Origin of the sequence: Sporosarcina sp. A2, assembly GCF_050858885.1 — a bacterium.
In the GTDB taxonomy this organism is placed as follows: Bacteria; Bacillota; Bacilli; order Bacillales_A; family Planococcaceae; genus Sporosarcina.
The window spans coordinates 2244685-2270000 of sequence record NZ_CP193898.1; the positions used below are offsets into that span (position 1 = coordinate 2244685).

Genomic DNA, 25316 nt, shown 5'->3' on the forward strand with positions numbered 1-25316 from the left:
TAAAGAAAAAGAATAGGAGTGGATGATTGTGAGAACTTATAAATTAATAGCCTATGAAAAAACCGGAAAAATGATTGCAGATGAAACGTTCACTGCTGAGACAGATGAAGCAGCAAAGGTGATTGGACAGTCGATGCTAGAAGAGCAAAATTTGGTTGAGCAAACTCATCGTCTTGCTTCACCAGCAGGCAAGCTCATTCTATTTCACGTTTAAAGCGTTTTAAGCTTCAGTGTGCTATTCTGAAGACAATCAGTTAGGAGGCATACACGATGAAAATTGCTTTGATTGCTCATGACGAAAAAAAGGATGAATTGGTGAATTTCACGATTGCCTATGAATCGATATTTGCAGATTACACCCTCTATGCAACAGGGACGACAGGAAAGCGGATCATGGAAGAAACGGATCTGCAAATCACCCGCATGAACTCGGGACCACTTGGTGGAGATCAGCAAATCGGTGCGATGATCGCTACAGGCGAACTCGATTTAATATTATTTTTCCGTGATCCACTGACTGCACAACCACACGAGCCCGATGTTAGTGCATTGCTCCGACTTTGTGACGTTTACGGAATTCCACTAGCAACCAATATTGCAACAGCAGAATTACTGATCCGCGCCGTTGAAAAAGGTTATTTCAAATGGCGGGATACAGCCGATAAATACAGACAAAAGACGCTTGCCCGCTTTGAACGCGGATAAGCGTCTTTTTCCATTTTATAAGTAAGAGCGTAGTGCTCGTTGCAAGGTACCGAGCGTCTTTGTTTCTCCATCGAATCGAATGCCAAGGTTAGCCATTTTACGAACAACATCCGGACGCAAACCTGTTATTATCGTTTGACATCCCATTAGCTTCGTACCTTCAATTACTTTGCTCAAGTTATCAATTACCTCATGCTCCATGTCTAAAATTCCAGATAAGTCGATAATGAGAGTTTGCAGATGCAGACGACTAATCTCATTCAATACTTTCTCTTGTATAACAGTCGTTCTATAATAATCCAACATTCCAATGAGAGGTAAGATGCATGTAGTATCCGTAATTGGAATAATCGGTACGGAAAGATTCTCAACTAACGCTTTTTGAGTTGAAATCTCTTCATCCTTATAAGATGAATAGCTCAGGAAAAATTCATTCAAAAAGTGATCTATCCTAGAATTGATATTCTTTTCAAGAACGAAAATTTCTGCCAACGTATATGCATTATTATTTTGTTGAACGTACTCTTGTATGAAATTCCAAAATGTACGTCGAATCGCGGATACCCATTCTAATTTAAACGCGAGCGTTAATGAATGTTTAGCCCAAGCTATTCCTTCTTCTATTGCAAAAAATTGCAGCTCTGCTTTTTTTGCTTCACTTACGAAGCCAACTAGTTTATGTGCATTATTGATCAAGTCAATGTTTCCAATCCGAAGAATCTCTTCAATCTTGTCATTAACCGTAACTGCCTGCATTAGAAGTTCTTGTTCAAACGCCTCTTTATTTTCACTAATGAACTGCATCACTTTTGGATCTATCATTTCTTGTGACATGCTACGGCCTCCTTGACTGACTAACTACATAACGAACAAACTAATTAATGCGAAACTCTTATCCTATACCCAATTAGTATCCTTTAAAACCACTTCAAGTACAAAATGTTAAAAAATTAGACCGGTACTCTTATAATAAGAGTGCCGATCTTGTATGATTATTTGCCTGAAAAAGAGGGCTGACGTTTCTCAACAAAAGCACGAATACCCTCTAAATGATCTGCAGTCGTCCGCATCGCCACTTGGGATTCGCTCTCCAACTCAAGAATATGCTCAAGCTCAGCTCGTTTACTCTCGTGAAGGATCCTTTTAGAGGCAATCATTGCTTGGATTGGTGAGTTAAGTAGCGCTTCTGCAAGCTGAGTAGCAGATGCTTCTCCTTGCCCATTAGGAACTAGCTCATCGATGAGCCCAGCTGCTTTCGCTGTCTCGGCATCGAGTACTTCTCCACCCCAAATCATTTTCTTCGCATTTGTTGTGCCAATACGCTCTTTCAAGAAGAAATGTCCGCCACCGTCCGGTACTAAACCGATACCGATGAAGTTCATTGCCAATTTACTATCTTCTTCAGCAACAATCACATCACATCCGAGCGCAAGGCTGAATGCAAGTCCAGCTGCCGCACCATGAACGGAGGCAATCGTAATTTGTGGAAGTAAGTAAAGTGTCTTCGCGAGACGGGTAATATGCTGCATGACGTCTCCCATATCCATTGGAGACTCAGGATCGATCATCTTCTTAATGTCGCCACCTGCAGAGAATGTACGTCCCGCACCTTTGATCAGAAGTACTTGAATCGACTCTTCTGCTTTCAACTCTTCAAAAGCATCTGCGAGTTCTTTCATCATTACGTCATCCATTGCATTCATTGAGCTTGGTCGATTCAGTGTCAGAGTAGCGATGCGTCCGTCTTTTGTGAGTTCTATTGTTTGAAACATTATAATACCCCTTTTCTCTTTTAATTAATCGGATTCTAAAAGTGAATCGCCATTCATTACCTAATTCGAGATGAACGGGAAAACTCCTTTATTTTGAGACAGGTTGTGGGAAAATTTCATCCAACAATTCTAATTTCTTTTCAATCGACTCTTGGTAAGACAAGATATATGCGGCTGGATCTTTGGGATTATGGAATTGAGTAATTCGTCCCGTCTTCGGATCTCTGAACTTACTAGACGCACCGCAACCAATTCCAATAATGGACTGAACTTCTTCCATAATCATGATGTTGTAAATACTTTCTTCGCCAGGTTTTGAATACCCTACGTTTTCTAGATTCCCAAGGATATTCTTCTGACGATATAAATAATACGGAACGTAACCATTCGCTTCAGTCCACTGTTCGCCAAGCTTCATCATTTGTTCAGCTGTTGGTCGATCCGCCACTTCGTATTTCTTTTTGTTACGCGTCATTTCCGAAGCACGCTTAAACGACAGTGTATGGATTGTTAAAGATTCAGGCTGCAGTTTTTCAGTTTCCTGCAAGGAATGCGTGAACTCCTCGATACCTTCGTTTGGAAGCCCGATAATTAAGTCCATGTTAATGTTGTTCATACCCATCGATCTAGATAGATTAAATTTATCTATCGTCTCTTGCACTGTATGATGGCGACCGATTGCTTTCAATGTTTCGTCTGTATACGATTGAGGATTCACACTGATTCGATCGATTCCAAACTTTTTGAGCACATCGATTTTAGCCGGCGTAATTGTATCTGGTCGTCCGGCTTCCACGGTTACTTCGCGTACTTCGCTCATGAATGGGAAGGACTCGACCATAGTTTGATACAGCGCGTCCATTTCCTCTGCTTCAATTGAAGTCGGTGTGCCTCCACCAAAGTAAATAGTCGTTACTTTGACATTTCGCTCCTTGAGCCAATCGCCAAGTTGACGGATTTCTTCATGGAGACCATCTAAGAACGTCTCTACACGTCCACTCTTCCGATGAATGGCATACGCAGGGAATGTACAATACGCACACTTCGTCGGACAAAACGGGATGCCGATATAGATGCTGACTTCTTCTTGAACGTTATAAAGATCCGGGATAGCTTTCAGTTGGATGTCTGTAATGGTTTCGAGTAAGTTCACTTTCCGTTCTGACACTCTATGTTTATTCATTAGCAGTTGCTTCACATTATGCGCACTGTGCCCCTCTTGCCGATACTTATGATAAAGCTTCGTCGGACGGATTCCGGTCAATATACCCCATTCCTGGTTCATGCCCGTATAGGTTTCCAGTACTTCAAGTAAGACATGTGAATAGAGTCGCTTCCATTGACGAGTTCCATCTTTCTCATCACCATCTTCAGCAACCTCTGTAAACTCCGCATGAAACGTTTTTTCTTCGACTGACAAGTCTGCTGTTACATGAAGACGATTTTCTTCCTCACGTTGTTCAAATCGTAAAGTCATATCTCCTGTATGTGTACTCGTACTAATTTTCGTTTCCTCAAAAAACAAATTTGCTAAATGGATGAACATCCGCACCCAGTCTTCTTTAAAATCGCCGTGTAGTGCGATGTTTTGCATAGCTAGCCCAACTTTCTCCGGAATATAGATGATCCGATTCTCTGTGATACTCAGTATAGCAAAATTTCAAAAGAAAAAACCAGCCACATTGGACTGGTTTCCTATCAATTCATTGTTTCGTAGATTTCTTGGACGGGCTTCATCAATATGCGGTTAATTTCTTCAATAACACCGCTTAGTTTCATTTCCGCTTCAAGCATTTCCATGATCTTAGGATTTTGTTGAGACAGTTGAGCTGTTTTCTGTGCATGCTCCAGTTCGTCCGGCTGAATTTCTTCACCCGCCATTTGCTTTTGTTGCAATGTAACTTGGATTTCACGGAAGTTGCGGAACATTTCAAGTGCTTCCGGATCCGCTTTTACGCTTTCAATTGCTTCTTTGACCGATTTGAACTCATCAGTCGTGCGAAGTGATTCTTCTAACTTATTAATGTCATCATAAATATTAACTACCATATATAATTCCCCCTAGCTTAGATTCGTAAAGTATACAATGAGTCCTTGCACAATTCCAATTAAACCACCTAATACTGCACCAAGAACGGTGATCATCTTAAATTCACGTTTCGAAATGCCAAGAACCAAGTCTTCTAGAACAGCAACTGGGAACGTATCCACTTGCTCTTTAACGATTTGGTCGAGCTTCAATCGCTTCAATGATTCTTCCAGCTGGACTTCAGCTTGTGTGAATGCAAACTCAAGCAATTTAGGCGTTAAGTGCGTTGCCGTCCATGCAGAACCTTGCGGCCAATAATAGTGGATTGGCTGATCGAGACGATTTTTAATATCCAATTCATTCACGAAATACTCACGTAACGTTAGACCGAGACCATCCCAGTCAAATCCACCAGCAAGTTCTTCCATTGGACGTTGCTTCAGTTTGTTCCATTCTTTGTTAAGCATCGTCTCAATTAGTTGAGTCGTACCCGGAGCTACAATGAATTTCTTTGCTTCCCGCTGCACTTTTTCGACAAGTGAATTAGAGTCTCCAAAGAACATATTGACCATCCCACCGAGCGTACCTTTAGATTCAAGGAAGTCGGTAATCAATCGTTGGAACATCAATTTCCCTTCGTACGAATCGACAAACTGATCCGCGCGCGTCAACACATAGTTTGTAACCGTAGGAATATGAGTCTCTGCTTGTTCTAACCATTTCGCAGGCACTTTTTCTTCAACTGTGCCCGATAGTATCGTATGTTTTGCCGCTGCAAAACGTGTGTCAATCATTTCGCCAATGCGATGATTGACAGTTAAATCTAACTGGGTTACCCCTGCTAAGTTTAACCACTCTATCAACGTTCGATCGGATTGTAAGACATCCTTTTCCAAACGCGATTGTACAAAGTGTTCAGCTTTAGTAGCCATTTCTGGCGTCAGCAGTCGTTTCCGGAAAGTATCCGGTGTTAACAAGTAATTCGTTACCGTTCGGCCCAATTGTACCGCTAACTCATCTCTTCGTTTCGGGATTAAGCCTGGCGTAAAGGGCACTCGCCAACTGCCGATATATTTTGCTTCGTGAGGTCGAAACAACATTTTGATAGCTAGATGGTTCGTGAAGCCACCGATTACTGCTCCGATAAGTGTCATGAACAAAATAATCCATATGAATTCCAATCGCTTCACCTTTTCCTGTTCGATTTCTTTCTTATTATAACAGAACAGCACAATTCACCAACTATTTGAGCTGTACAAGCGGCAGTCATTACAAGCTGAATTTGTTTTATCATTTATGTATGATAAGGATAGGTAGAATGAGCGCATTTAGAAAGGAAGATTTCATGAAACGTACTGTACAAGATGCACTTGGAAGAAGTGTAACCTATTCCTATCCACCCAAACGAATCATCTCCCTTTGTCCAGGGATTACAGATACATTGTTTGCATTGGACTTAAAAAAAGAAATTGTTGGCCGGACTCGTTATTGTATCTATCCAACGAACGGAGTGAAGGGTGTTCCAACAGTTGCTGGCACGAAGGACTTGAAATTACAAGCAATTGTTCAAGCTGCTCCAGATTTAATCATTTTAGAAAAAGAGGAAAACACGAAGGAAATGATGGAAGAACTTGAACAACATTTTGCGGTCTATGTGGCAGAAGTACAAACAGTTGATGAAGCCTATGAGATGATTGAAGATCTAGGGGATGTAACCGATCGTAAAATAGAAGCCCAGAGTCTCGTGACGGACATACAAGCGGGATTCAACTCACTCGTTGGGTTAACTTCTGGAAGTGCCATGTATGTAATCTGGAAAAAACCTTATATGGGCGTTGGTCGGACTACGTATATCGATTCCTTATTAAATAAACTGGGGTTTTCAAATGCGATTTCCGATTTACCTGGAAGGTATCCGGAACTTACGCCTCATACGATACAACAAGCCAATCCAGACTTGGTACTTTTAGCTTCAGAACCATATCCTTTCAAAGAAAAGCATATTGCTGAATTCGAAGTTTTATTGCCGAATGCGTCGATACAACTGATTGATGGAGAGAAGTTTTGGTATGGACCTAGGATGCTTGAAGCTACGTCCTACTTCAAAAAATGGTTCAGTTAATGAGTATTCACTTCGATGGTAAGCTTTTATACTATTCCCACAAAATACTACCTGATCATATATTTACACAACTCTCATTTAGTACTATAGTTGTCCTATCAACATAACTTTTATCATGGAAGTATTGATTCAGACAGGGCTTATAGTAACGAATCTTACGTTTTCCATTGATTCACTAGTCGAATGACTTAGTGCCAGCAAGCTGTCTCTCAATTTTTACATTTCTGACTGGCCTCAGGAATTCATTTAGCATAGTATACATACAAAAACCACCTTCCGTTTTCACGCAAGGTGGTTTTTGTCAATTCAAGGGAGTGCATTATAAATTACTGACATTCGAATTGCATGTTCCATTTCGTCATGCAATGCAATGAAGAGTGGATTGTAGGCTTCTTGAATTGGAATTGTAAGTAGCATCTCTTTGTACGTTTCGACATCTTCCAATTCATCAACAAGTGCTTTTTGCACACATTGCTTCACATCGTAGCACGGGACGGAACGCTTTGGATTCGCAACATAGGATCCTGTCAGCATATAATGAAGTTGTTGAAACATTTCATAATGACTTTTCTCATCTTCATACATATGACTGACAAAGTCTTTCCACATCGGTTCTTTGAGTTGATCGTGAAGGGATTTGTAGAAAAAGTAGTCTTGGTACTCATCGTGAATGGCTTGTTTCAGTTTGGAGACAAACACATCTTGCCCTCCTATACAGTTTACTTCAACTGTATGCCAGGGTGGATTGAATCATGAAAGGGGGAAATAAGATGCTACAACATTTTCGCGTACAACCTATGTTTGCAGGTGGACAACTACCTGGATGGACATTTTCGTTTCAACTTGGGGCTGAACGATTTTCAGGGGATTACATGCCTGACGGGACTATTAAATGGACAACTCCCGCACCGAAGGATGAAGAATCCGTGAAGAAAATGATTCACGAACTAATGACGTTTCACGTCTATGAATAAGGTTACTCTTTTTGCACAGACTACATGTATCAACTAATTTTGGAGGCGCTGTGCATGAATGAGAAAACTCCCGAGCAATTGCGTAAAGAAAAGCAGCAACTGCATGTAGAAGACCAAAAAACAGAGAATGTTTTTGAAGACAAAGATAGGTTGACGGACGAGCAGAATGCTTGGAAAGAAACGCAACCAAAACGATAACCCTCCCGCTTATGCGGAAGGGTTTTTTAGTCTTCAGTTAGTTTTTTCTTGCCAATTACCATGTAGTAGTAAATCGAAGAAACGACGTATAGAGCTGCCGTGACGCTAAAAGCAATGGCATACCCCCAGTAATACCCTTGTACGACTACTAAACCTGTTGCAATTGGCGCCATGGACGCCCAACCTAGTTGAAATACGGTTTGGTTCATTGAATTCGCAAGTCCTCTGTACTTATCCGATACCAATTCCATAGCGACAGCACTTTGTATCGGATTCCCTGCATTCATGAGTGCTTGACGGAGAAGGAATCCGAGCGAAGCAAGCATCAGTGAATTTGTGAACGCAGTCAACAATAGGAAAGGGATCGAGAGTAGCTGAAAGAGAATTAGCGCCTTAACCTTCCCTACTTTCTTTACGAGCATTGGGCCAATGAGTACCGCAACTGCAGTCATAGCAGAACCGAGGGATAACACTAGGCCGATAAATGCATTCGATGCACTAAAGCGATTTGCGAAATATAAGTTCAGATATGGCACGACTAGTCCAGAACCGATACCAACGAGTAATCCGACAAATGAGAAATGGAGAATCAAGATAAAGTTCTTTTTAAAACTCGTATCCAACTTTTCGTTGGCAGGCATCTCGAGTTCCTTCTCTGCAGTCGATCGAACTTGTACAGGAATTGGCGACTTATTTTGTAACGCAAATAGTGGCGGAAGACCTAACGCAAACACTCCTGCACCGATATACAGTGACCAGCGTATCGCCTCCACTGCATTCATGTTTAAGAAAAACTGTAACCCATCCGCTAACAACCCACCTAAAAGAGATCCAATAACCTGTGAAACGGTAATTAAAGCGAACTGGATGCTAAACAGCTTCACTCGCTCAGAAGGGGATGAGTTTTCAGCAAGAAAAGGGATACCTGATACTTGCACGAAAGCCATGAAAACCCCGGTGAGTAAAGATGCATAGATAATCGGTCCTTCTAGCACAGTTGAACTGCGCCAAAATAAGGTGAAGACTGTAACCATGGCTCCTCCAGCAATCATCCATTTGCGACCGAACTTATCACTAAGGAAGCCAGCCGGGATTAGCGTGATTGCTGTCGCAAGAGCTGTCATGGAAATTACTTTTCCGTTAACCGTCTCAGGCATGCCAAGTTCACGAATGTACAAATTGTACATGACTATGAAGACGCCAAGTCCAATCTGGATGAAGATATTCGCAAGTAAGAAAAACTTAACATTTCTATTGAAGGAAAGAATGGTCTTTTTCCAGTCATTGATCAGATTCAAAGAGTACCCTACTTTCTTTTCCGGAAATTTCGATACTCTAAATATATGGTTTTTCTTATACATACGCAAACCTTTTCGAGCGTAAAGACGAATGGATAAGTTCAAGTTTGCTTCCTCTTTCTATAAACTAGCTATTATTGTGTGGAAGATGCAGATTCAGTGCCTGAATCTTCTCATTCTCTCCTTTATATGGCCGATACTTGATCGCATATTTCCGATTTACTCGTGCAAAGTTCCGATACTACAAAAAAAGTCGAAGCACATTGGCTTCGACTTTTTCAACAATATTATATAGATATTCCGGACTGCAACTTATACATTTGTGCATATTGACCATCCAGTTGTACCAATTCGTCATGCGTACCACTTTCAACTATTGACCCGCGATCCAACACTAGAATTTTATCAGCATTCTTAATGGTGGAGAGTCTATGTGCAATGATGAATGTGGTGCGACCTTTCTTCAAGACGTCCATCGCGTGCTGAATGATCTCTTCCGTCTCCGTATCAATATTGGACGTGGCTTCATCCAATATTAGAATTGCTGGGTCGAATGCAAGTGCTCGAGCAAATGATATGAGCTGCCGTTGTCCACTCGAAAGTGTACTTCCCTTTTCAACTACAGGCTCTTCAATTCCATTAGGTAAATGCTCCAATACCCGTTCCCCACCAACTGCTTCCAGTGATTCTCGAACCTTTTCTCTCGAGATTCTCGGGTCTAGTAGACTAATATTCGATTCCACTGTCCCGGTAAACAAATAAGGATCTTGTAGAACAATCCCCATATGGTTGCGAATTGTCTGGCGAGGTAAGGAGGTAATATCATGTCCATCAATCAGAATTTTACCTTTTACTGGATCATAGAAACGGAATAACAAATTCATAATTGAACTCTTTCCAGATCCCGTATGACCGACCAGTGCAACTGTTTCTCCACGTTTCGCCTCGAACTTGATGTCCTTTAGAACGTACTCTTCTTCTTTATAGGCGAACCAAACGTCTTCGAACGTCACATTTCCTTCGTAACGATCCATGCGCTCATCACTCACAGGCTCCCCTGTTCGATCCATCAATTGGAAGACACGTTCTGCTGCAACTAATGAATGCTCAAGACGTGCAAACTGGTTCACTATGCCTGTCACTGGGTTAAACAGACGCGTAATGTAGTCAACGAATGCATACAGCAAACCTACAGACACGACAGATCCCGTTGCAAATGATGACCCTGAAAAATACCATATGAAGATTACGAACGTCATCGAACGAATTGAATTAACCAAATTATGAGATGTTGCCGCTTCTACTTTCAGCAACTTCGTCTGATACTCGTAATGTGTTGTATTCAGCTCTTCAAATTCGTCCTCCATTTGTTTTTCGCGTCCGAACGCTTGAATAATCGTCATTCCATTTATGGATTCATTGATCATCCCGTTCATGTCACTGACCTTAGACCGAATCACGTGATTCACCTTCGAAGCAAACTTCCGATAAAGGATCATCCAAATATAGAGTAATGGTAATACGAATAAAAGAAGGGTCGCCATTTTAGCATCTAGGCTGAATAAAGCGATATAGATACCAAAGATATACATTCCACTAATTGCAAATTGCGATACGACCGTTACATACAAATTACGAATGGCTTCAGTATCATTGGTTACACGTGCTACTACTTTACCCGCAGGTAAGTTATCAAAATAACTGATTGGTAACGTTTGAATGTGCTGATACAGCTCATTTCTCATTTTCTGGATAATCCGATTGGCAGTCGCTTGCAACATTAAGTACTGCCCATACCTGAAGATTGCTGTGACTACAGCTAGAACGAAGAAAATCGCCAACAGTTTAGCAATCGGTTCGAAATCAATGCCACCTGTTGCCGCACCAGCAATGTGTTCATCGATAATTTTTTTCGCAATGATCGGTCCTAATAAGTCTGCGCCAACTGCTATCGCAAGAAGCCCCATACCGCCAATAAAGTATCCTTTATATTGAAGTGCATAGTTCACTAACCGTTTACCTGTCGTCATTATTCTACCCCTCCGATCTGCTGGCGATCGTATTGTTCCTTATACCAGCCGTTCGCAGAGAGCAAGTCTTCGTGATTTCCTTCTTCGGTCACTCGACCGTCCTCTAAGACAATAATCCAATCCGCATGCTGGATAGCAGACAAACGGTGTGTAGTAATAATCGTCGTCTTGCCACTACGCTCGTTCTGGATATTTTCAATAATTCGAGTCTCCGTTTTAGCATCAACTGCAGATAACGAATCATCCAGAACTAGAATTTCAGGATTTTTCACAATTGCTCTTGCGATTGAAATCCGTTGCTTTTGTCCACCTGATAGTGCGACACCCTTTTCACCCACCATCGTTTCCAGACCTTCAGGTAGCATCTCGAGATCCTTTTCGAAATGAGCAAGACGAATGGCTTCAGCAATATCGTGTTCATCTGCACCCGGTTTACCGAACAAAATATTATCGCGAACTGAGCGTGAAAACAGCACATGATCCTGTGGCACATAACCAATCCAGTTACGCACTTGCTCTTTGGTCATCTCATCTAGACGATTCCCGTCAAACGAAAGCAAGCCTTCACCTGCCGGGTACTCCCTCAGTAACTGTTTCACGAAAGTTGTTTTTCCGCTGCCTGTTTTCCCGACAATACCAAGTGTTTGACCACCTGACAGTTTCACTTGAACGTGGTCAAGGTTTTTACGACTAGAAGTTGGATACGTAAAACTGACATCTTCAAACCCAATAATACCGGGACGAGTCATCTGTACAGGCATCGATGGATCACGGACATCTTCAACCGCATTCAAAGTCTCTTGAACACGATCGAGTGACGCATTTCCGCGTTGCATCACGTTGATCAATTCACCGATTGCAAACATCGGCCACACAATCATGCCGAGGTAGACGTTAAAAGTTACTAACCCGCCTAAAGTCATCTCTTGGATCGAAACCAAATAGGCTCCGTAGCCGAGTCCAATCATATACGATAACGACGTCATGATTTTTGAAATCGGTGTAAATAACGCATCGATTTTTTCAACTTCCATATTCTTACGATAAACGTCATCTGTCGCTTCTTCAAAGCGCTGTTCTTCAGCACGTTCTTGTACATAAGCACGAACGACACGAACTCCCGCCACGGCTTCCAATACATTATCATTCAAGTCGCCAAATGCACGTTGGGCAGTGACGAATTTAAGATGAATTCGTTTTCCAAGTATTTGCATCAAGTACGCTAATATAGGCAATGGCAAAATCGCTGCGAGTGTCAACTTCCACGAAACGAGAAAGCCCATCATAACGATGAGGGTAGACAAGTAGACCGTCGAGTCTATCAGCGTCATGATTCCAAAGCCTGCCGTTTCAGAGATAGCCTGCAAGTCATTCGTCGAACGAGCCATTAGATCCCCTGTTTTGTTCCGTTGATAAAACGAAGGTGTCATCTTTAAAAAATGACGCATCAAATTGCCACGTAATTTCCGCTCGATTACATTCGCACCACCGAAGAGTTGGTATTGCCAGACATAGTCCCCAATGTATCCTATTACAATAATAAGCAACATAATGCCGATATACGTCCACAGCAATTGAGTATTCATTGTATTCAAGTGGATACCATCAATAGCTTTTCCGATAATCCAGGGTGGAATAATCGCGAGAATACTTGTCATAATTAATAATAGTAATGCAATAATATATCGTTTTTTATTCTCTTTAAAAAACCAACTTAATTTCCCTAATACCGAAAACATATTCTTCTACGACCTTTCTATGAACATCGTTAGCTATCCGCCTTCCGAAGTCTCCTTTTTAAGCATTTGTATAGGTTGTGTCGTCATACTCATCACATCTATAACTCCCCTTTCCTAGTCTTTGTATATGCAACACGCACGTGCGTGAAAACAACCTAATTTAGAGAACATAAAAAGACACACGTTCTAATTTTCAGAAACGTCTGTCTGAAAAAGAACGGTGCCCTATTGTCCAACGATTTCAGAGTCTATCTCCTAAAATCGTAGTCCGAAGGGCCAAACTTGAAGCTGAGTGGATTGCTGCGTGAATTGGTTGTTCATGTTCAAGCCCTCCTTTTCTTTTCGAGTTCCGAATAATTTTAGGTTATCATGCCCTTTTCAATGTTGTCAACACATTTTATCCAATTTTTCGAAAATTCCACAGGTTTCTCGTAGTAGATACAAAAGGAAAAATCATTGTATTTCATAGAAGAAACATTTATGATTGGATTAACTACCTAATTTTAAACCACAGGAGGTGTACGCTTTGTTTCCCCCTCAACAGGCATGAAACGAAGCACCCATTTGGATATTCCCATACGCTTGGCAGCATTTGCTGCCTTGATCGCCCTCACTGCATTTTTTGTTGCAGCTGAGTTTGCAATAGTAAAAGTCAGAATGACACGTATTGATCAGCTAGCTTTAGCAGGCAATAAAAAAGCCATCGACGCTAAACGTGTTGTAAGAAATTTAGACGAATATTTGTCTGCTTGTCAGCTCGGAATTACCATTACCGCACTCGGTCTCGGTATGCTCGGAGAACCAACCGTTGCGTTAATGCTTGAGCCTCTGTTTACCTATTGGCAGTTATCAGCCAGTCTGACGCTCTTCCTTTCTTTTTCCATCGCTTTGATCGTCGTGACATTCCTCCATGTTGTTGTTGGAGAATTAGCACCGAAAACGATGGCTATACAAAAAGCGGAAACCATTACGCTTCTACTTGCTAAACCATTGATTATTTTTTACCGTACGATGTATCCGTTTATTAAAATATTGAATGGTTCAGCAAGACTTGTAACAAAGCTGTTTGGTTTCTCATCCATATCAGAAGCGGATGTGGGCCATACAGAAGAAGAACTGCGAATGATTTTGTCAGACAGCTTGAAAAGCGGGGAAATCAATCAGGCTGAATACAAATATGTGAATAAAATATTTGAATTCGATGACCGGATTGCAAAGGAAATTATGGTTCCACGAACTGAAATGATGACGATTGAAAAAGAAATGACCTCACAACAAATCTTTAACTTGCCAGGCATCGAGCAGTTCACCCGCTATCCCGTTACAGATGGAGACAAAGACCACGTCATCGGTCTGGTGAATATGAAACACTTGCTCACTGCCTACATTAAAAACCCAAAGAATGGAGAACTTCCCGTATCTGCATACATGCAGCCAATCATCCGCGTAATTGAAACGATGGCAATTGGGGATTTACTCTTGAAAATCCAGCGGGAACGGATCCACATGGCAATTTTAATGGACGAATATGGTGGAACTTCCGGTTTGGTAACCATTGAAGATATCCTCGAAGAGATCGTAGGAGAAATACAAGATGAATTCGACCAAGACGAATTACCTGATGTCCAAGTAATTGGCGAAGGTCACTTCATTCTAGATGCTAAGATGCTTTTAGATAACGTCAACAACACGTTAGGCATCGAACTCGATGATGAAGACATCGATACAATTGGTGGCTGGTTCATGTCCCAACGCTTCGAAGCCATTGCAGGCGAGAAGATTATTGAACAAGGCTATGAGTTTTCCGTTAAAGACGTAGAAGGTCATCATATCCTCTACCTTGAAGCAGAAAAACTTGAAAATGAAGAATCGAATTTTCAAGGAGAACTGGTATAAGAAAAAGAGACGACTCCAATTTAATTGGAATCGTCTCTTTTTTATTGCTCTGAATTCTTCGGGAAGTATTCGACGCGATAGATGTCTTTACGTCGGTCTTTCAATTGTTTAACTGTTCCATCTTGACGTTGTCGTTTTAAGACTTCCAAATCGACGTCTCCAATAAGCACTGTTTCCAAGTTGGCATTAGCTTCACCGACAATTCCGTCTCGTGCAAATTCAAAATCAGACGGAGCGAAGATTGCAGATTGTGCGTACTGAATATCCATGTTAACCGCTTGCGGTAAGTTACCGACTGTTCCTGAGATGACCGTATAGATTTGGTTTTCTACAGCACGGGCTTGTGCACAGTAGCGCACGCGTAAGTAGCCTTGGCGATCTTCCGTACAGAATGGTGTGAAAATGATATTAGCACCCATTTCCGTTGCAATTCGAGCGAGTTCAGGGAATTCAATATCATAACAAACTTGAATGGCGATCTTGCCACAGTCCGTATCAAAGACTCGGACTGTGTCACCTGCACTAATCCCCCAGTACTTTTTCTCGTTTGGTGTAATGTGAATCTTGTATTGCTTATCTATAGATCCGTCTCTTCTAAAGAGGTAAGAGATATTGTAAATCTCTTCATTTTCTTCTTCCACAAAGTGAGAGCCGCCAATTATATTGACGTTATAGCGGACGGATAGACTATTAAATAGCTCAATGTACTCTTCGGTGTATTCAGAGATCTTACGCACAGATTGGCTCGATGAGCGTTCATCCAAGAAGGACATTAGTTGTGTTGTAAAGATTTCAGGAAATACAACAAAGTCGGAGTTAGCATCTGCTGCTACATTCACAAAGTATTCTACTTGTGAGGCTAATTCTTCAAAGCACGAAATTTTACGCATCAAATATTGGACAACACAAATTCGAACTGGATAGCTAGTTTTGTAATGGCGCTTTGTAACTGCTTTGTAATCGATATTATTCCATTCCATTAAAGTCGCATATCGTTTGGATGCCTTGTCATCGGGCAAATAGTTTGGATTAATGCGCATCAAAGTAAAGTCATTCATTAACTGGAAGGTCAATACCGGATCATAGATACGGTGTTTCGCAACTGAATTCACGTACTCCCGTGGAGACATCTCATCGGAGTGTTTATGATAGTTTGGAATTCGCCCTCCAATGATGATGGATTTCAAGTTCAGTTCACGGGCAAGTTCTTTACGTGCTTCGTACAGCCGCTCTCCTACCTTCATGCGCCTAAATTCAGGGTGCACCATTACTTCAATTCCATATAAATTGTAACCATCAGAATTGTGGTTCGTTATGTAGCCATTATCAGAAATATCATCCCACGTATGGCGATCATCATATTCAGCAAAATTCACAATCAAGCTGGAACAGGAACCGATGATTTTGCCATCTAACTCAGCAACAAACTGCCCTTCCGGAAATACAGTGATATGGCTTGTTAAATGATCCGGCTCCCAAGGGTCCATACCTGGAAAACAAGTTTCCTGCATTGCTATGATATCAGGTATATCTGACAGTTCCATTTGTCGGACAACCATGCTTATTTCAAATGACGATAAATCAAATTCTTCACTCAACAAAATCACCTCTGTACCTTTAATACCCTCTATTATGAAGTTTATGCCGAACAATAGCTAAAAAGATGATTTCCCTCTATAATAAGGAATTGAAATCAATGAGAGGGGTACTCAACTTGAACAAACGGATAGAGAATCTTTTACTTCTAATTTGGACTGTTGCTTTGGTCGCTACATTGGGTTCCTTATACTATTCAGAGGTCAAAGGATACGCTCCATGTCTATACTGTTGGTATCAACGAATTCTTATGTATCCGATTGTACTGATTGCTGGTATAGCACTTATACAGAAAAATGGACGAATTGCGGTAACAACTGCGACATTCAGCCTCATTGGTGCGTGCTTATCTGCTTATCATTACGCAACACAGAAACTTAGTTTTTTCCAAGAACATGCAGGTACCTGTGGAGACGTTCCTTGCACGGGACAGTACGTCAATTATTTAGGTTTTATCACCATTCCATTCATGGCATTCGTTGCATTTGCATTGATATTCATATCAAGTGTCGTCATGTTAAAACAACTGAAGGAGTCGAAATAATCTTATGAAGAAAATACTAATCATCGGTGGCATCGTAGTCGTATTCTTTGTTGCAATCATTATGCTCACAAATGCTTCAAACAAATCGAAGTTAGCAGATAATCCATATGGAACGGACGATTTAGAGAAATCGACAATCGACTTGATCGGTGACGAAAACTACAATAGCATCACGTTACCGGAAGCTACATTCAAGAAAATTGAATCTGGTGAGCCGACTACAGTCTACTACTTCAGCCCAGAGTGTCACTTCTGCAGAGAGATGACACCAATACTAATGCCAATTGCAAAAGAAGAAGGCGTGAAAGTTAATCAGTACAATATGCTCGAGTTCAGTAAGCAAGCTGGTGAGCAGTACGGAATAGATCAATGGCCAACACTTGTCCAGTATGAGAACGGTAAAGAAGTTGGACGGCTTGTTGGATTGCAGCCTGAAGAAAATATTCACGCGTTTTTCAATGAGTATTACGGAAAGTAAGAACGGGAAAAGAGGAAGAATGAATGATAACATTTACGTACGCAGTGAAAGATTCTGACGGTACACTTGAACAATTATTACGGGACGATTGGAAAGCTGGAAAGAAAAATATTCACGAATTACGTATGGCCAATGCCGTAACCGAAGCTGAAGGAGTTCCAGCTGTATGGCGCACTCCCCTGATTGCAGGAACTGAGTTAACGTTCCACTTACCTGAAGCACACTCCGAATACGAGCCACTTGAAGTGCCAGGCGTGAAAATTCTACAAGAAGACGCTCATTTCATAGCAGTGTTCAAGCCTGCAGGTATTGCAGTTCACCCTGACGGTACAAGCCGCGAGTCGACTATGATGAATGCCGTAATGGCGCATATCCAAGAGCAAGGCGGCACTTACGCAGAACACATACAACGTCTCGACAAAGGAACTTCAGGTATTGTTATTGTGGCGAAGCACCCTATGGCTAAAGCGATGTTCGATCGTATGATTGCTTCTAACGAAATAACTCGCTTATATAATGCTGAGGTGGAAGGACGTCTAAAGCGTCTAAAAGGTAGCGTCAATATGCCGATTGGTCGCGATCGTCATCATCCAACACGTCGACGCGTTTCCATGTCCGGCCAAACTGCAGTAACACATTTTAAAGTGATTGAGCGCAAGGAAGATACAACTTTGATTGAAGCTACGCTCGACACAGGACGTACGCACCAAATCCGTGTCCACATGGCTCACTTAGGTCACCCAGTGGTCGGAGATAACCTCTATGAAGCATCAGCGCTTCCAGACGGGTCCTATCGCCTCACAGCTGTGGAAACGTCGTTCATTCATCCGTTTACTGGAGAAAAAGTTGTAATTAGCACTTTATGAATAAACAAAAGCGGCTGGGACTCGATTCCCCTGCCGCTTTTTTAATTTTATCCGATTTTATCTGGATCTGTACCTGTACGCTCATTACGATTTAGCTCATCGATAATCTTCATCTCTTCAGCGGTCAATGTGAAATCTCCAATTTGACTGTTCTCTAAAATCCGCTCAGGCGTGACTGATTTAGGTATGACGATCAAATCATTCTGGAGATGCCAACGTATGATAACTTGAGCAGCTGTCTTCTCATGATGCTTTCCTATTTCAGTTAGCACGGGATTGTCTAGAAGTTGTCCTTTTGCTAGAGGTGACCAAGAAGTGACGGCAATCTCGTGTTCACTGCAATATTCCCGTAGTGGAACTTGTGTGAGCAAAGGATGCAGCTCAACCTGATTCACCATTGGCGCAATATTTGCAGTCACAGAAATCTTTTCTAAATGATGAATGTGATGATTCGATACACCAGGTACCCGAATCAGCTTTTCTTCATATAGTCGTTCTATGGCACGGTAAGTATCCACGTACGTTTCACTGACTGGCCAGTGAGTTAAATACAGGTCTAAATAATCGAGACCTAATTTTTTCAAGGACGTTTCAAATGCTCGTAATGTTTGATCATATCCTTGGTCTGTATTCCATACTTTAGACGTTATGAACAGCTCGTTTCGAGAAATCCCAGAAGCTCGAATTGCTTCACCTGTTTCCGTTTCATTTTCATATATGGCTGCTGTATCGACAGCTCGATAGCCTTGTTCTAGTGCATAGCGTATCGCTTCTACAGTCTGCTTAGAATCGGTCATCTTATAAACACCGAGCCCAAAGCGTGGCATATGTACGCCATTCGCCAACTGTTTCGTTTCCGTATAATGCATTGACATAGTGTACAGTCCTCCTCAATTAATGATGCTATCCTATCTAATCGTACCATTCGTACGTTCTCCTGAAAATCAATATGCTAAAGATTTGTCAGATACATGTCACAATTTTTGAAGTCAGTCATTTCCTTTTTGTTGCGGTTCCGGTATAATGATGTTAGAACAACTGATTCAACAGGAGGGTATCTGATGAAACTAATTCTAATCATTGGTGTCTGTTTCGCATTCCTATCTGCTATCTTTACAGGCGGTTACGAAGACAAGCCAGGCAAAGTGAAAAAATAACACATAAAAAAGGATGCAACTCTTTTAAAGAGTTGCATCCTTTTTTTAGTTTAAGCCTGGATAGCCCTGTTGTCGTAACGCTTCATAAATAAGAATAGCTGCTGTATTTGACAAGTTTAATGAGCGAATGTTTTCGTTCATAGGAATGCGGAGACATGTCTCTGGATTTGCTTCTGTCACTTCTGACGGCAAGCCGGTCGTTTCCTTACCAAAAACAAAGAAAATATCTTTCTCGATATTAGCAAAATTGAAATCAGAAAACGTTTTCGTCCCGAACTTTGTGATGAAATAGAAAGTTCCTTGAGGAAAACGCTCAAATAATTGGTTAATTCCATCGTGATACGTAATATCAACATGCTCCCAATAATCGAGACCTGCTCGTTTAAGCATCTTATCATCTGTTGAAAATCCGAGTGGTTCTATTAAATGTAGTTTAGCACCAGTCCCCGCACAAGTTCGTGCGATGTTTCCAGTATTGGCAGGAATAAGTGGTTCAAATAATGCTACATGAATTGGCATACTGACACTTCCTTTTAGTTAGATGCAGTCAACTTCAGGACTGCTTGTTTAATTTCTTCACGTACAGATTCATCTTGCTCTGTTTCAAGTGCCTGCTCAAGCGTAAGACGTCCTTCTTCTGTTCCAATCTCCCCAATCGCCCATGCACAAGTAGTACGAATCATCGGGCGTGGATCTGTTTCTAACAGAGACACTAAATCAGGAATTGCTGCTGATTCTTTAAAATGGGCTAATGCCAAGATAGCATTCCGTTGAATGGGATTCTTTCCTCGCCACGAACCTGACATATGCCCATAGGTATCTTTAAATTGACGATTCGATAATTTTAACATGGGTTGAAGAAGCGGTTTGACAAGTTCTGGCTCAGGTAGAAAAGATTCTTGTTCTAAATTGTATTTCCGCTTATTTTTCGGACAGACCGTTTGGCAAGTATCACACCCATACACTCGATTCCCAACTTCTTTCCGGAATTCTTCAGGAATAGGTTGCTTAGTCTGAGTTAAAAAAGCGATACACCTCTGTGCGTTCAATTGACCACCCTGTATAAGCGCGCCTGTTGGACAAGCGTCTAGACATAACGTACAGTCCCCGCACTGGTCTTCCATCGGTACATCGGGTTCAAACGGCAAGTTGGTAAGCATCTCACCTAAATAAACATAGGATCCAAACTCGGGTGTAATAATTGAACAGTTTTTTGCAGACCAACCAATCCCCGCACGTTCAGCAACAGCTCGATCTGCAAGCTCACCTGTATCTACCATAGATTTCGTTTTCACTTCAGATGAATACTCTTTTAAAAACACTTCTAATAATGCTAGTTTTTCACGTAAAACACTATGGTAATCAGTTCCCCAAGAAGCTCGGCAGAACATACCTCGCCGCTCTCCTTTTTTCCCTTTAGGTGCATCCGTCATTTTTGAAGGATAGGCAACTGCAATGGAAATGATACTCTCTGCTCGTTCTAACAGCAACGCTGGTTCCGTTCTTTTTTCGATGTCACTTTCTTCGAATCCAGATTGATATCCGAGGTGTTGCTGTCGCTTTAATCGATTCTTCAATTCTAAAAAAGGTGCTGCTGTAGTAAATCCAATTTTATCAATACCAATTTTATAAGCATACGCAACTAGGTCCCTTTGCAACTGAGCGATATTCACCATCTGCCACCTCCCTTATGATAGACTTGAGAAAAATATGAACAGGGTGATTTCATGGAATTTCATATAGAACCGAAACTATTCGATGCAGTTTCTGAGTTTAAAATAGCCATCATTCATTATAACAGGACTACCGTCTCGGATTCTCCTCAAATGCTAAAAGGGAGACTTCAGTTATTTCAAGAGCAACTCTTCTTTGAACTAGAAGAACGTCCGCTACATGAAATTGACGGCATCCGTGAATGGCGAAATGTTTGGAAAGCTTTAGGTGCCAATCCTATGGAAAATCCGTCTTCTGTAGAATTATTATATTATCGTGTTGCGAAACAAGATTATATTGAAACGCATTCGAGTGCAGTTGACTTGAATACGTTATTTAGCCTTCAATATGGAATCCCTTCTGGAATGTACAATCTGGAAACGCTTGTAGGCGATATCCATGTGACTGTTGGTCAAGAAGAGGTTGGATATGAAGGATTAAATGGCTCTTTCAATTCATTACATAACATGATACTGCTAAAGGATGGATACAGCCCATTCGGAAGTCCGTATGTAGACTCTGTACGAACTGCGATTACAGAAGAAACTTCAGAGATTCTTCACGTTTTATTTTTGAGACCTGATATGAGTGTAGAAGAGGCACAGCACCTTGCAACAGCATGTGGTCGTATGTTTACAAGCTTGAATGGCGGTGAATCATCAGAAACAATCCTCCATAAAGGAAATCCATCACTTTCCGTTGCGGACCTACCTACTCAGTTTTAACTAGGATCCACAAGCAACACACGAAAACTCGCTTATCGACAAAAGCGGGTTTTTTGTTTCGTTCATGTACATTAAAAGACAAATAAAAAAAGAACAACCGAAGTTGTCCTTTTTTGAGATACCCGAGGCCGGACTTGAACCGGCACGCCTTACGGCATCGCATTTTGAGTGCGACGTGTCTGCCATTCCACCACTCGGGCAAACTATTAATAAAAACAAAACGGAAAGCAATTAATGGAGGCGGCAACCGGAATCGAACCGGTGGTAAGGGTGTTGCAGACCCGTGCCTTACCGCTTGGCTATGCCGCCGTAGAATAAGTGGAGCGGAAGACGGGATTCGAACCCGCGACCCCGACCTTGGCAAGGTCGTATTCTACCACTGAACTACTTCCGCTAATAACTGGGGTAGCTGGATTCGAACCAACGAGTGACGGAGTCAAAGTCCGTTGCCTTACCGCTTGGCTATACCCCAAAAATAAAAAAGGGGCGGCTGAGGGGAATTGAACCCCCGAGTGCCGGAATCACAATCCGGTGCGTTAACCACTTCGCCACAACCGCCATATTAGTAATGTTGCTTTTATCAAAGAGACAAGTAAGATAAATGGCAGGGGCAGTAGGAATCGAACCCACACCAAAGGTTTTGGAGACCTCTATTCTACCGTTAAACTATGCCCCTGTAAAAATGGTGGTGGGGGACGGATTCGAACCGCCGAACCCGGAGGGAGCGGATTTACAGTCCGCCGCGTTTAGCCACTTCGCTACCCCACCATAGGGAATTTCTGGTGCCGGCGAAAGGAATTGAACCCTCAACCTACTGATTACAAGTCAGTTGCTCTACCAATTGAGCTACACCGGCATATTAAGATGGCTCAGGACGGAATCGAACCGCCGACACAAGGATTTTCAGTCCTTTGCTCTACCAACTGAGCTACTGAGCCATATTGTTTTTAAAAAAATGGCGGTCCCGACCGGGATCGAACCGGCGATCTCCTGCGTGACAGGCAGGCATGTTAACCGCTACACCACGGGACCATTTGGTTGCGGGGACAGGATTTGAACCTGTGACCTTCGGGTTATGAGCCCGACGAGCTACCACTGCTCCACCCCGCGATAATACTATTATGAATAAATAATGGTGGAGGATGACGGGCTCGAACCGCCGACCCTCTGCTTGTAAGGCAGATGCTCTCCCAGCTGAGCTAATCCTCCACAATACTATGTGCTGCTGGTATATTTTATTCCTAAGAATATAAATGGTGACCCCTACGGGATTCGAACCCGTGTTACCGCCGTGAAAGGGCGGTGTCTTAACCGCTTGACCAAGGGGCCATACTATATATGATCTGGAGAAAGTTAACTGGCGGAGAGCAAGGGATTTGAACCCTTGAGACAGCGTTAACCGTCTACACGATTTCCAATCGTGCTCCTTCGGCCACTCGGACAGCTCTCCATTATGGCTCCGCAGGTAGGACTCGAACCTACGACCGATCGGTTAACAGCCGATTGCTCTACCACTGAGCTACTGCGGAATAGATAAACTATTAAAGGATTTTCACTTAGTAGTGAAAGCCTAGCGACGTCCTACTCTCACAGGGGGAAGCCCCCTACTACCATCGGCGCTGAAGAACTTAACTTCCGTGTTCGGTATGGGAACGGGTGTGACCTCTTCGCCATCATCACTAGACATTTTCACAACACAAGTATTATTATACCATACTCGAGTTATAAGTGCAAGTGTTAATTTAAAATTCTTTTTAAATTAATCACTCAAAACTGGATAAAACCAACATTGAATTCAAGATAGCCTTACGGCTCTCTAACTTATATTTGGGAAAGTCCTCGATCTATTAGTATCTGTCAGCTCCACATGTCGCCATGCTTCCACACCAGACCTATCCACCTCATCATCTTTGAGGGATCTTACTTACTTGCGTAATGGGAAATCTCATCTCGAGGGGGGCTTCATGCTTAGATGCTTTCAGCATTTATCCCGTCCACACATAGCTACCCAGCGATGCCTTTGGCAAGACAACTGGTACACCAGAGGTGTGTCCATCCCGGTCCTCTCGTACTAAGGACAGCTCCTCTCAAATTTCCTGCGCCCGCGACGGATAGGGACCGAACTGTCTCACGACGTTCTGAACCCAGCTCGCGTACCGCTTTAATGGGCGAACAGCCCAACCCTTGGGACCGACTACAGCCCCAGGATGCGATGAGCCGACATCGAGGTGCCAAACCTCCCCGTCGATGTGGACTCTTGGGGGAGATAAGCCTGTTATCCCCGGGGTAGCTTTTATCCGTTGAGCGATGGCCCTTCCATGCGGAACCACCGGATCACTAAGCCCGTCTTTCGACCCTGCTCGACTTGTAGGTCTCGCAGTCAAGCTCCCTTATGCCTTTGCACTCTACGAATGATGTCCGACCATTCTGAGGGAACCTTTGGGCGCCTCCGTTACTCTTTAGGAGGCGACCGCCCCAGTCAAACTGTCCGCCTGACACTGTCTCCTGCCCGGATCACGGGCAAGGGTTAGAAGTCCAATACAGCCAGGGTAGTATCCCACCATTGCCTCCTCCGAAGCTAGCGCTCCGGTCTCTTAGGCTCCTACCTATCCTGTACAGGCTGCACCGGAATTCAATATCAGGCTACAGTAAAGCTCCACGGGGTCTTTCCGTCCTGTCGCGGGTAATGCGCATCTTCACGCATATTATAATTTCACCGAGTCTCTCGTTGAGACAGTGCCCAGATCGTTACGCCTTTCGTGCGGGTCGGAACTTACCCGACAAGGAATTTCGCTACCTTAGGACCGTTATAGTTACGGCCGCCGTTTACTGGGGCTTCAATTCAAAGCTTCGCTTGCGCTAACCTCTCCTCTTAACCTTCCAGCACCGGGCAGGCGTCAGCCCCTATACGTCACCTTACGGTTTTGCAGAGACCTGTGTTTTTGCTAAACAGTCGCCTGGGCCTATTCACTGCGGCTCTCTCGGGCTATTCACCCTACCAGAGCACCCCTTCTCCCGAAGTTACGGGGTCATTTTGCCGAGTTCCTTAACGAGAGTTCTCTCGATCACCTTAGGATTCTCTCCTCGCCTACCTGTGTTGGTTTGCGGTACGGGTACCTCCCACCTCGTTAGAGGCTTTTCTTGGCAGTGTGAAATCAGGGACTCCAGGGTATACACCCCTTGCCATCACAGCTCAATGTATTAGAAACGGGATTTGCCTCGTTTCACACCTCACTGCTTAGACGCGCATAACCAACAGCGCGCTCACCCTATCCTTCTGCGTCACCCCATCACTCAAACGGTGGGGAGGTAGTACAGGAATATCAACCTGTTGTCCATCGTCTACGCCTATCGGCCTCGACTTAGGTCCCGACTGACCCTGAGTGGACGAGCCTTCCTCAGGAAACCTTGGGCATTCGGTGGAAGGGATTCTCACCCTTCTTTCGCTACTCATACCGGCATTCTCACTTCCAA

The 25316-nt window shown here is 42.7% G+C and carries 23 protein-coding genes, 15 tRNA genes and 2 rRNA genes (1 of these 40 running past the window's edge); 10 read left to right on the top strand and 30 right to left on the bottom strand.

Annotation, left to right across the window (positions count from 1 at the left end):
- Positions 1-22: 22 nt before the first annotated feature.
- Both ACRPI0_RS11370 and mgsA read left to right on the top strand, forming a co-directional pair.
- Positions 23-214, top strand: coding sequence for a YhzD family protein (locus ACRPI0_RS11370; RefSeq protein WP_432352772.1), 192 nt, complete (start codon positions 23-25; stop codon positions 212-214).
- A gap of 56 nt (positions 215-270) precedes the next feature.
- The gene (gene mgsA, locus ACRPI0_RS11375; RefSeq protein ID WP_432352773.1) at positions 271-705 is read left to right on the top strand and encodes a methylglyoxal synthase; all 435 of its coding nucleotides are present in this window, start codon (positions 271-273) and stop codon (positions 703-705) included.
- Between the two features lie 15 nt (positions 706-720).
- Here the strand turns inward: mgsA and ACRPI0_RS11380 are convergent, their stop codons facing one another.
- The 5 genes from ACRPI0_RS11380 to ACRPI0_RS11400 all read right to left on the bottom strand — a co-directional run bounded on the left by ACRPI0_RS11380 (position 721) and on the right by ACRPI0_RS11400 (position 5738).
- Positions 721-1539 carry an STAS domain-containing protein gene (locus ACRPI0_RS11380; protein ID WP_432352774.1) on the bottom strand — a complete coding sequence of 273 codons (819 nt, stop codon included), beginning with the start codon at positions 1537-1539 and terminating at the stop codon, positions 721-723.
- A 158-nt stretch (positions 1540-1697) separates the two neighbouring features.
- Positions 1698-2477: an enoyl-CoA hydratase gene (locus ACRPI0_RS11385; protein ID WP_432352775.1), complete on the bottom strand. Its 780-nt coding sequence runs from the start codon at positions 2475-2477 to the stop codon at positions 1698-1700.
- A gap of 88 nt (positions 2478-2565) precedes the next feature.
- A complete protein-coding gene (locus ACRPI0_RS11390) occupies positions 2566-4071 on the bottom strand; it encodes a coproporphyrinogen III oxidase (RefSeq protein ID WP_432352776.1) in 1506 nt (501 codons plus the stop codon).
- 104 nt (positions 4072-4175) lie between these two features.
- Positions 4176-4526 (bottom strand): YlbF family regulator, encoded by a 351-nt coding sequence (locus ACRPI0_RS11395; RefSeq protein WP_432352778.1) that lies wholly within the window; start codon positions 4524-4526, stop codon positions 4176-4178.
- A 12-nt stretch (positions 4527-4538) separates the two neighbouring features.
- Positions 4539-5738: a DUF445 domain-containing protein gene (locus ACRPI0_RS11400; RefSeq protein ID WP_432352779.1), complete on the bottom strand. Its 1200-nt coding sequence runs from the start codon at positions 5736-5738 to the stop codon at positions 4539-4541.
- A 113-nt stretch (positions 5739-5851) separates the two neighbouring features.
- On the opposite strand from ACRPI0_RS11400, the gene ACRPI0_RS11405 reads away from it, so the two are divergent.
- Entirely contained in the window at positions 5852-6628 is a 777-nt protein-coding gene (locus tag ACRPI0_RS11405; protein WP_432352780.1) for an ABC transporter substrate-binding protein, read from the top strand.
- A gap of 306 nt (positions 6629-6934) precedes the next feature.
- Here ACRPI0_RS11405 and ACRPI0_RS11410 read toward each other — a convergent pair whose 3' ends face one another.
- Positions 6935-7327, bottom strand: a complete 393-nt coding sequence (locus ACRPI0_RS11410; RefSeq protein ID WP_432352781.1) for a ferritin-like domain-containing protein — start codon at positions 7325-7327, stop codon at positions 6935-6937.
- A gap of 71 nt (positions 7328-7398) precedes the next feature.
- On the opposite strand from ACRPI0_RS11410, the gene ACRPI0_RS11415 reads away from it, so the two are divergent.
- Both ACRPI0_RS11415 and ACRPI0_RS11420 read left to right on the top strand, forming a co-directional pair.
- The gene (locus tag ACRPI0_RS11415; protein ID WP_432352782.1) at positions 7399-7602 is read left to right on the top strand and encodes a DUF5342 family protein; all 204 of its coding nucleotides are present in this window, start codon (positions 7399-7401) and stop codon (positions 7600-7602) included.
- A gap of 54 nt (positions 7603-7656) precedes the next feature.
- The gene (locus ACRPI0_RS11420) at positions 7657-7800 is read left to right on the top strand and encodes a hypothetical protein (protein ID WP_432352783.1); all 144 of its coding nucleotides are present in this window, start codon (positions 7657-7659) and stop codon (positions 7798-7800) included.
- A 26-nt stretch (positions 7801-7826) separates the two neighbouring features.
- Here the strand turns inward: ACRPI0_RS11420 and ACRPI0_RS11425 are convergent, their stop codons facing one another.
- The 3 genes from ACRPI0_RS11425 to ACRPI0_RS11435 all read right to left on the bottom strand — a co-directional run bounded on the left by ACRPI0_RS11425 (position 7827) and on the right by ACRPI0_RS11435 (position 12867).
- Positions 7827-9203 carry an MFS transporter gene (locus tag ACRPI0_RS11425; protein ID WP_432352784.1) on the bottom strand — a complete coding sequence of 459 codons (1377 nt, stop codon included), beginning with the start codon at positions 9201-9203 and terminating at the stop codon, positions 7827-7829.
- A 182-nt stretch (positions 9204-9385) separates the two neighbouring features.
- Entirely contained in the window at positions 9386-11128 is a 1743-nt protein-coding gene (locus tag ACRPI0_RS11430; protein WP_432352785.1) for an ABC transporter ATP-binding protein, read from the bottom strand.
- Positions 11128-12867, bottom strand: a complete 1740-nt coding sequence (locus ACRPI0_RS11435) for an ABC transporter ATP-binding protein (RefSeq protein ID WP_432352786.1) — start codon at positions 12865-12867, stop codon at positions 11128-11130. The genes ACRPI0_RS11430 and ACRPI0_RS11435 overlap by 1 nt, the downstream gene beginning before the upstream one ends.
- A 546-nt stretch (positions 12868-13413) precedes the next feature.
- On the opposite strand from ACRPI0_RS11435, the gene ACRPI0_RS11440 reads away from it, so the two are divergent.
- Entirely contained in the window at positions 13414-14763 is a 1350-nt protein-coding gene (locus ACRPI0_RS11440; RefSeq protein WP_432352787.1) for a hemolysin family protein, read from the top strand.
- A gap of 41 nt (positions 14764-14804) precedes the next feature.
- Here ACRPI0_RS11440 and ACRPI0_RS11445 read toward each other — a convergent pair whose 3' ends face one another.
- The gene (locus ACRPI0_RS11445; RefSeq protein ID WP_432352788.1) at positions 14805-16361 is read right to left on the bottom strand and encodes a GNAT family N-acetyltransferase; all 1557 of its coding nucleotides are present in this window, start codon (positions 16359-16361) and stop codon (positions 14805-14807) included.
- Positions 16362-16477: 116 nt separating this feature from the next.
- Here ACRPI0_RS11445 and ACRPI0_RS11450 point away from each other — a divergent pair, with 116 nt between their 5' ends.
- From ACRPI0_RS11450 to ACRPI0_RS11460, 3 genes are read left to right on the top strand one after another with little or no spacing between them, the layout of a single operon-like run.
- Positions 16478-16903 carry a disulfide oxidoreductase gene (locus ACRPI0_RS11450; protein WP_432352789.1) on the top strand — a complete coding sequence of 142 codons (426 nt, stop codon included), beginning with the start codon at positions 16478-16480 and terminating at the stop codon, positions 16901-16903.
- 4 nt (positions 16904-16907) lie between these two features.
- Positions 16908-17381 carry a thioredoxin family protein gene (locus tag ACRPI0_RS11455; protein WP_432352790.1) on the top strand — a complete coding sequence of 158 codons (474 nt, stop codon included), beginning with the start codon at positions 16908-16910 and terminating at the stop codon, positions 17379-17381.
- 23 nt (positions 17382-17404) lie between these two features.
- Entirely contained in the window at positions 17405-18247 is an 843-nt protein-coding gene (locus ACRPI0_RS11460; RefSeq protein WP_432352791.1) for an RluA family pseudouridine synthase, read from the top strand.
- A 47-nt stretch (positions 18248-18294) separates the two neighbouring features.
- On the opposite strand, the gene ACRPI0_RS11465 is transcribed toward ACRPI0_RS11460, so the two are convergent.
- From ACRPI0_RS11465 to queG, 3 genes are all read right to left on the bottom strand, one after another.
- Positions 18295-19122, bottom strand: a complete 828-nt coding sequence (locus ACRPI0_RS11465; RefSeq protein WP_432352792.1) for an aldo/keto reductase — start codon at positions 19120-19122, stop codon at positions 18295-18297.
- A 327-nt stretch (positions 19123-19449) separates the two neighbouring features.
- On the bottom strand, positions 19450-19923 hold the full coding sequence (gene trmL, locus ACRPI0_RS11470; protein WP_432352793.1) for a tRNA (uridine(34)/cytosine(34)/5-carboxymethylaminomethyluridine(34)-2'-O)-methyltransferase TrmL: 474 nt from the start codon (positions 19921-19923) through the stop codon (positions 19450-19452).
- Between the two features lie 14 nt (positions 19924-19937).
- On the bottom strand, positions 19938-21077 hold the full coding sequence (gene queG / locus ACRPI0_RS11475) for a tRNA epoxyqueuosine(34) reductase QueG (protein ID WP_432355945.1): 1140 nt from the start codon (positions 21075-21077) through the stop codon (positions 19938-19940).
- Between the two features lie 54 nt (positions 21078-21131).
- Here queG and ACRPI0_RS11480 point away from each other — a divergent pair, with 54 nt between their 5' ends.
- The gene (locus ACRPI0_RS11480; protein ID WP_432352795.1) at positions 21132-21842 is read left to right on the top strand and encodes a B3/B4 domain-containing protein; all 711 of its coding nucleotides are present in this window, start codon (positions 21132-21134) and stop codon (positions 21840-21842) included.
- A 119-nt stretch (positions 21843-21961) separates the two neighbouring features.
- On the opposite strand, the gene ACRPI0_RS11485 is transcribed toward ACRPI0_RS11480, so the two are convergent.
- From ACRPI0_RS11485 to ACRPI0_RS11565, 17 genes are all read right to left on the bottom strand, one after another.
- Positions 21962-22042: transfer RNA gene (locus tag ACRPI0_RS11485), tRNA-Leu, on the bottom strand.
- A 35-nt stretch (positions 22043-22077) separates the two neighbouring features.
- Positions 22078-22151: transfer RNA gene (locus ACRPI0_RS11490), tRNA-Cys, on the bottom strand.
- 10 nt (positions 22152-22161) lie between these two features.
- A tRNA-Gly gene (locus ACRPI0_RS11495) sits at positions 22162-22236 on the bottom strand.
- Between the two features lie 6 nt (positions 22237-22242).
- A tRNA-Gln gene (locus ACRPI0_RS11500) sits at positions 22243-22314 on the bottom strand.
- Positions 22315-22327: 13 nt separating this feature from the next.
- Positions 22328-22400 (bottom strand) — tRNA-His (locus tag ACRPI0_RS11505).
- A gap of 44 nt (positions 22401-22444) precedes the next feature.
- Positions 22445-22518: transfer RNA gene (locus tag ACRPI0_RS11510), tRNA-Trp, on the bottom strand.
- A 7-nt stretch (positions 22519-22525) separates the two neighbouring features.
- Positions 22526-22610 (bottom strand) — tRNA-Tyr (locus ACRPI0_RS11515).
- A 12-nt stretch (positions 22611-22622) separates the two neighbouring features.
- Positions 22623-22698 (bottom strand) — tRNA-Thr (locus tag ACRPI0_RS11520).
- Between the two features lie 9 nt (positions 22699-22707).
- Positions 22708-22780, bottom strand: a tRNA-Phe gene (locus ACRPI0_RS11525).
- Between the two features lie 18 nt (positions 22781-22798).
- Positions 22799-22874: transfer RNA gene (locus tag ACRPI0_RS11530), tRNA-Asp, on the bottom strand.
- A gap of 3 nt (positions 22875-22877) precedes the next feature.
- Positions 22878-22952, bottom strand: a tRNA-Met gene (locus ACRPI0_RS11535).
- Between the two features lie 23 nt (positions 22953-22975).
- Positions 22976-23051: transfer RNA gene (locus tag ACRPI0_RS11540), tRNA-Val, on the bottom strand.
- A 45-nt stretch (positions 23052-23096) separates the two neighbouring features.
- Positions 23097-23171, bottom strand: a tRNA-Glu gene (locus ACRPI0_RS11545).
- A 29-nt stretch (positions 23172-23200) separates the two neighbouring features.
- A tRNA-Ser gene (locus ACRPI0_RS11550) sits at positions 23201-23292 on the bottom strand.
- 4 nt (positions 23293-23296) lie between these two features.
- Positions 23297-23371 (bottom strand) — tRNA-Asn (locus ACRPI0_RS11555).
- Between the two features lie 39 nt (positions 23372-23410).
- Positions 23411-23526 (bottom strand): 5S ribosomal RNA (gene rrf, locus ACRPI0_RS11560).
- A 143-nt stretch (positions 23527-23669) separates the two neighbouring features.
- Positions 23670-25316 (bottom strand): 23S ribosomal RNA (locus ACRPI0_RS11565) (it continues 1286 nt past the right edge of the window).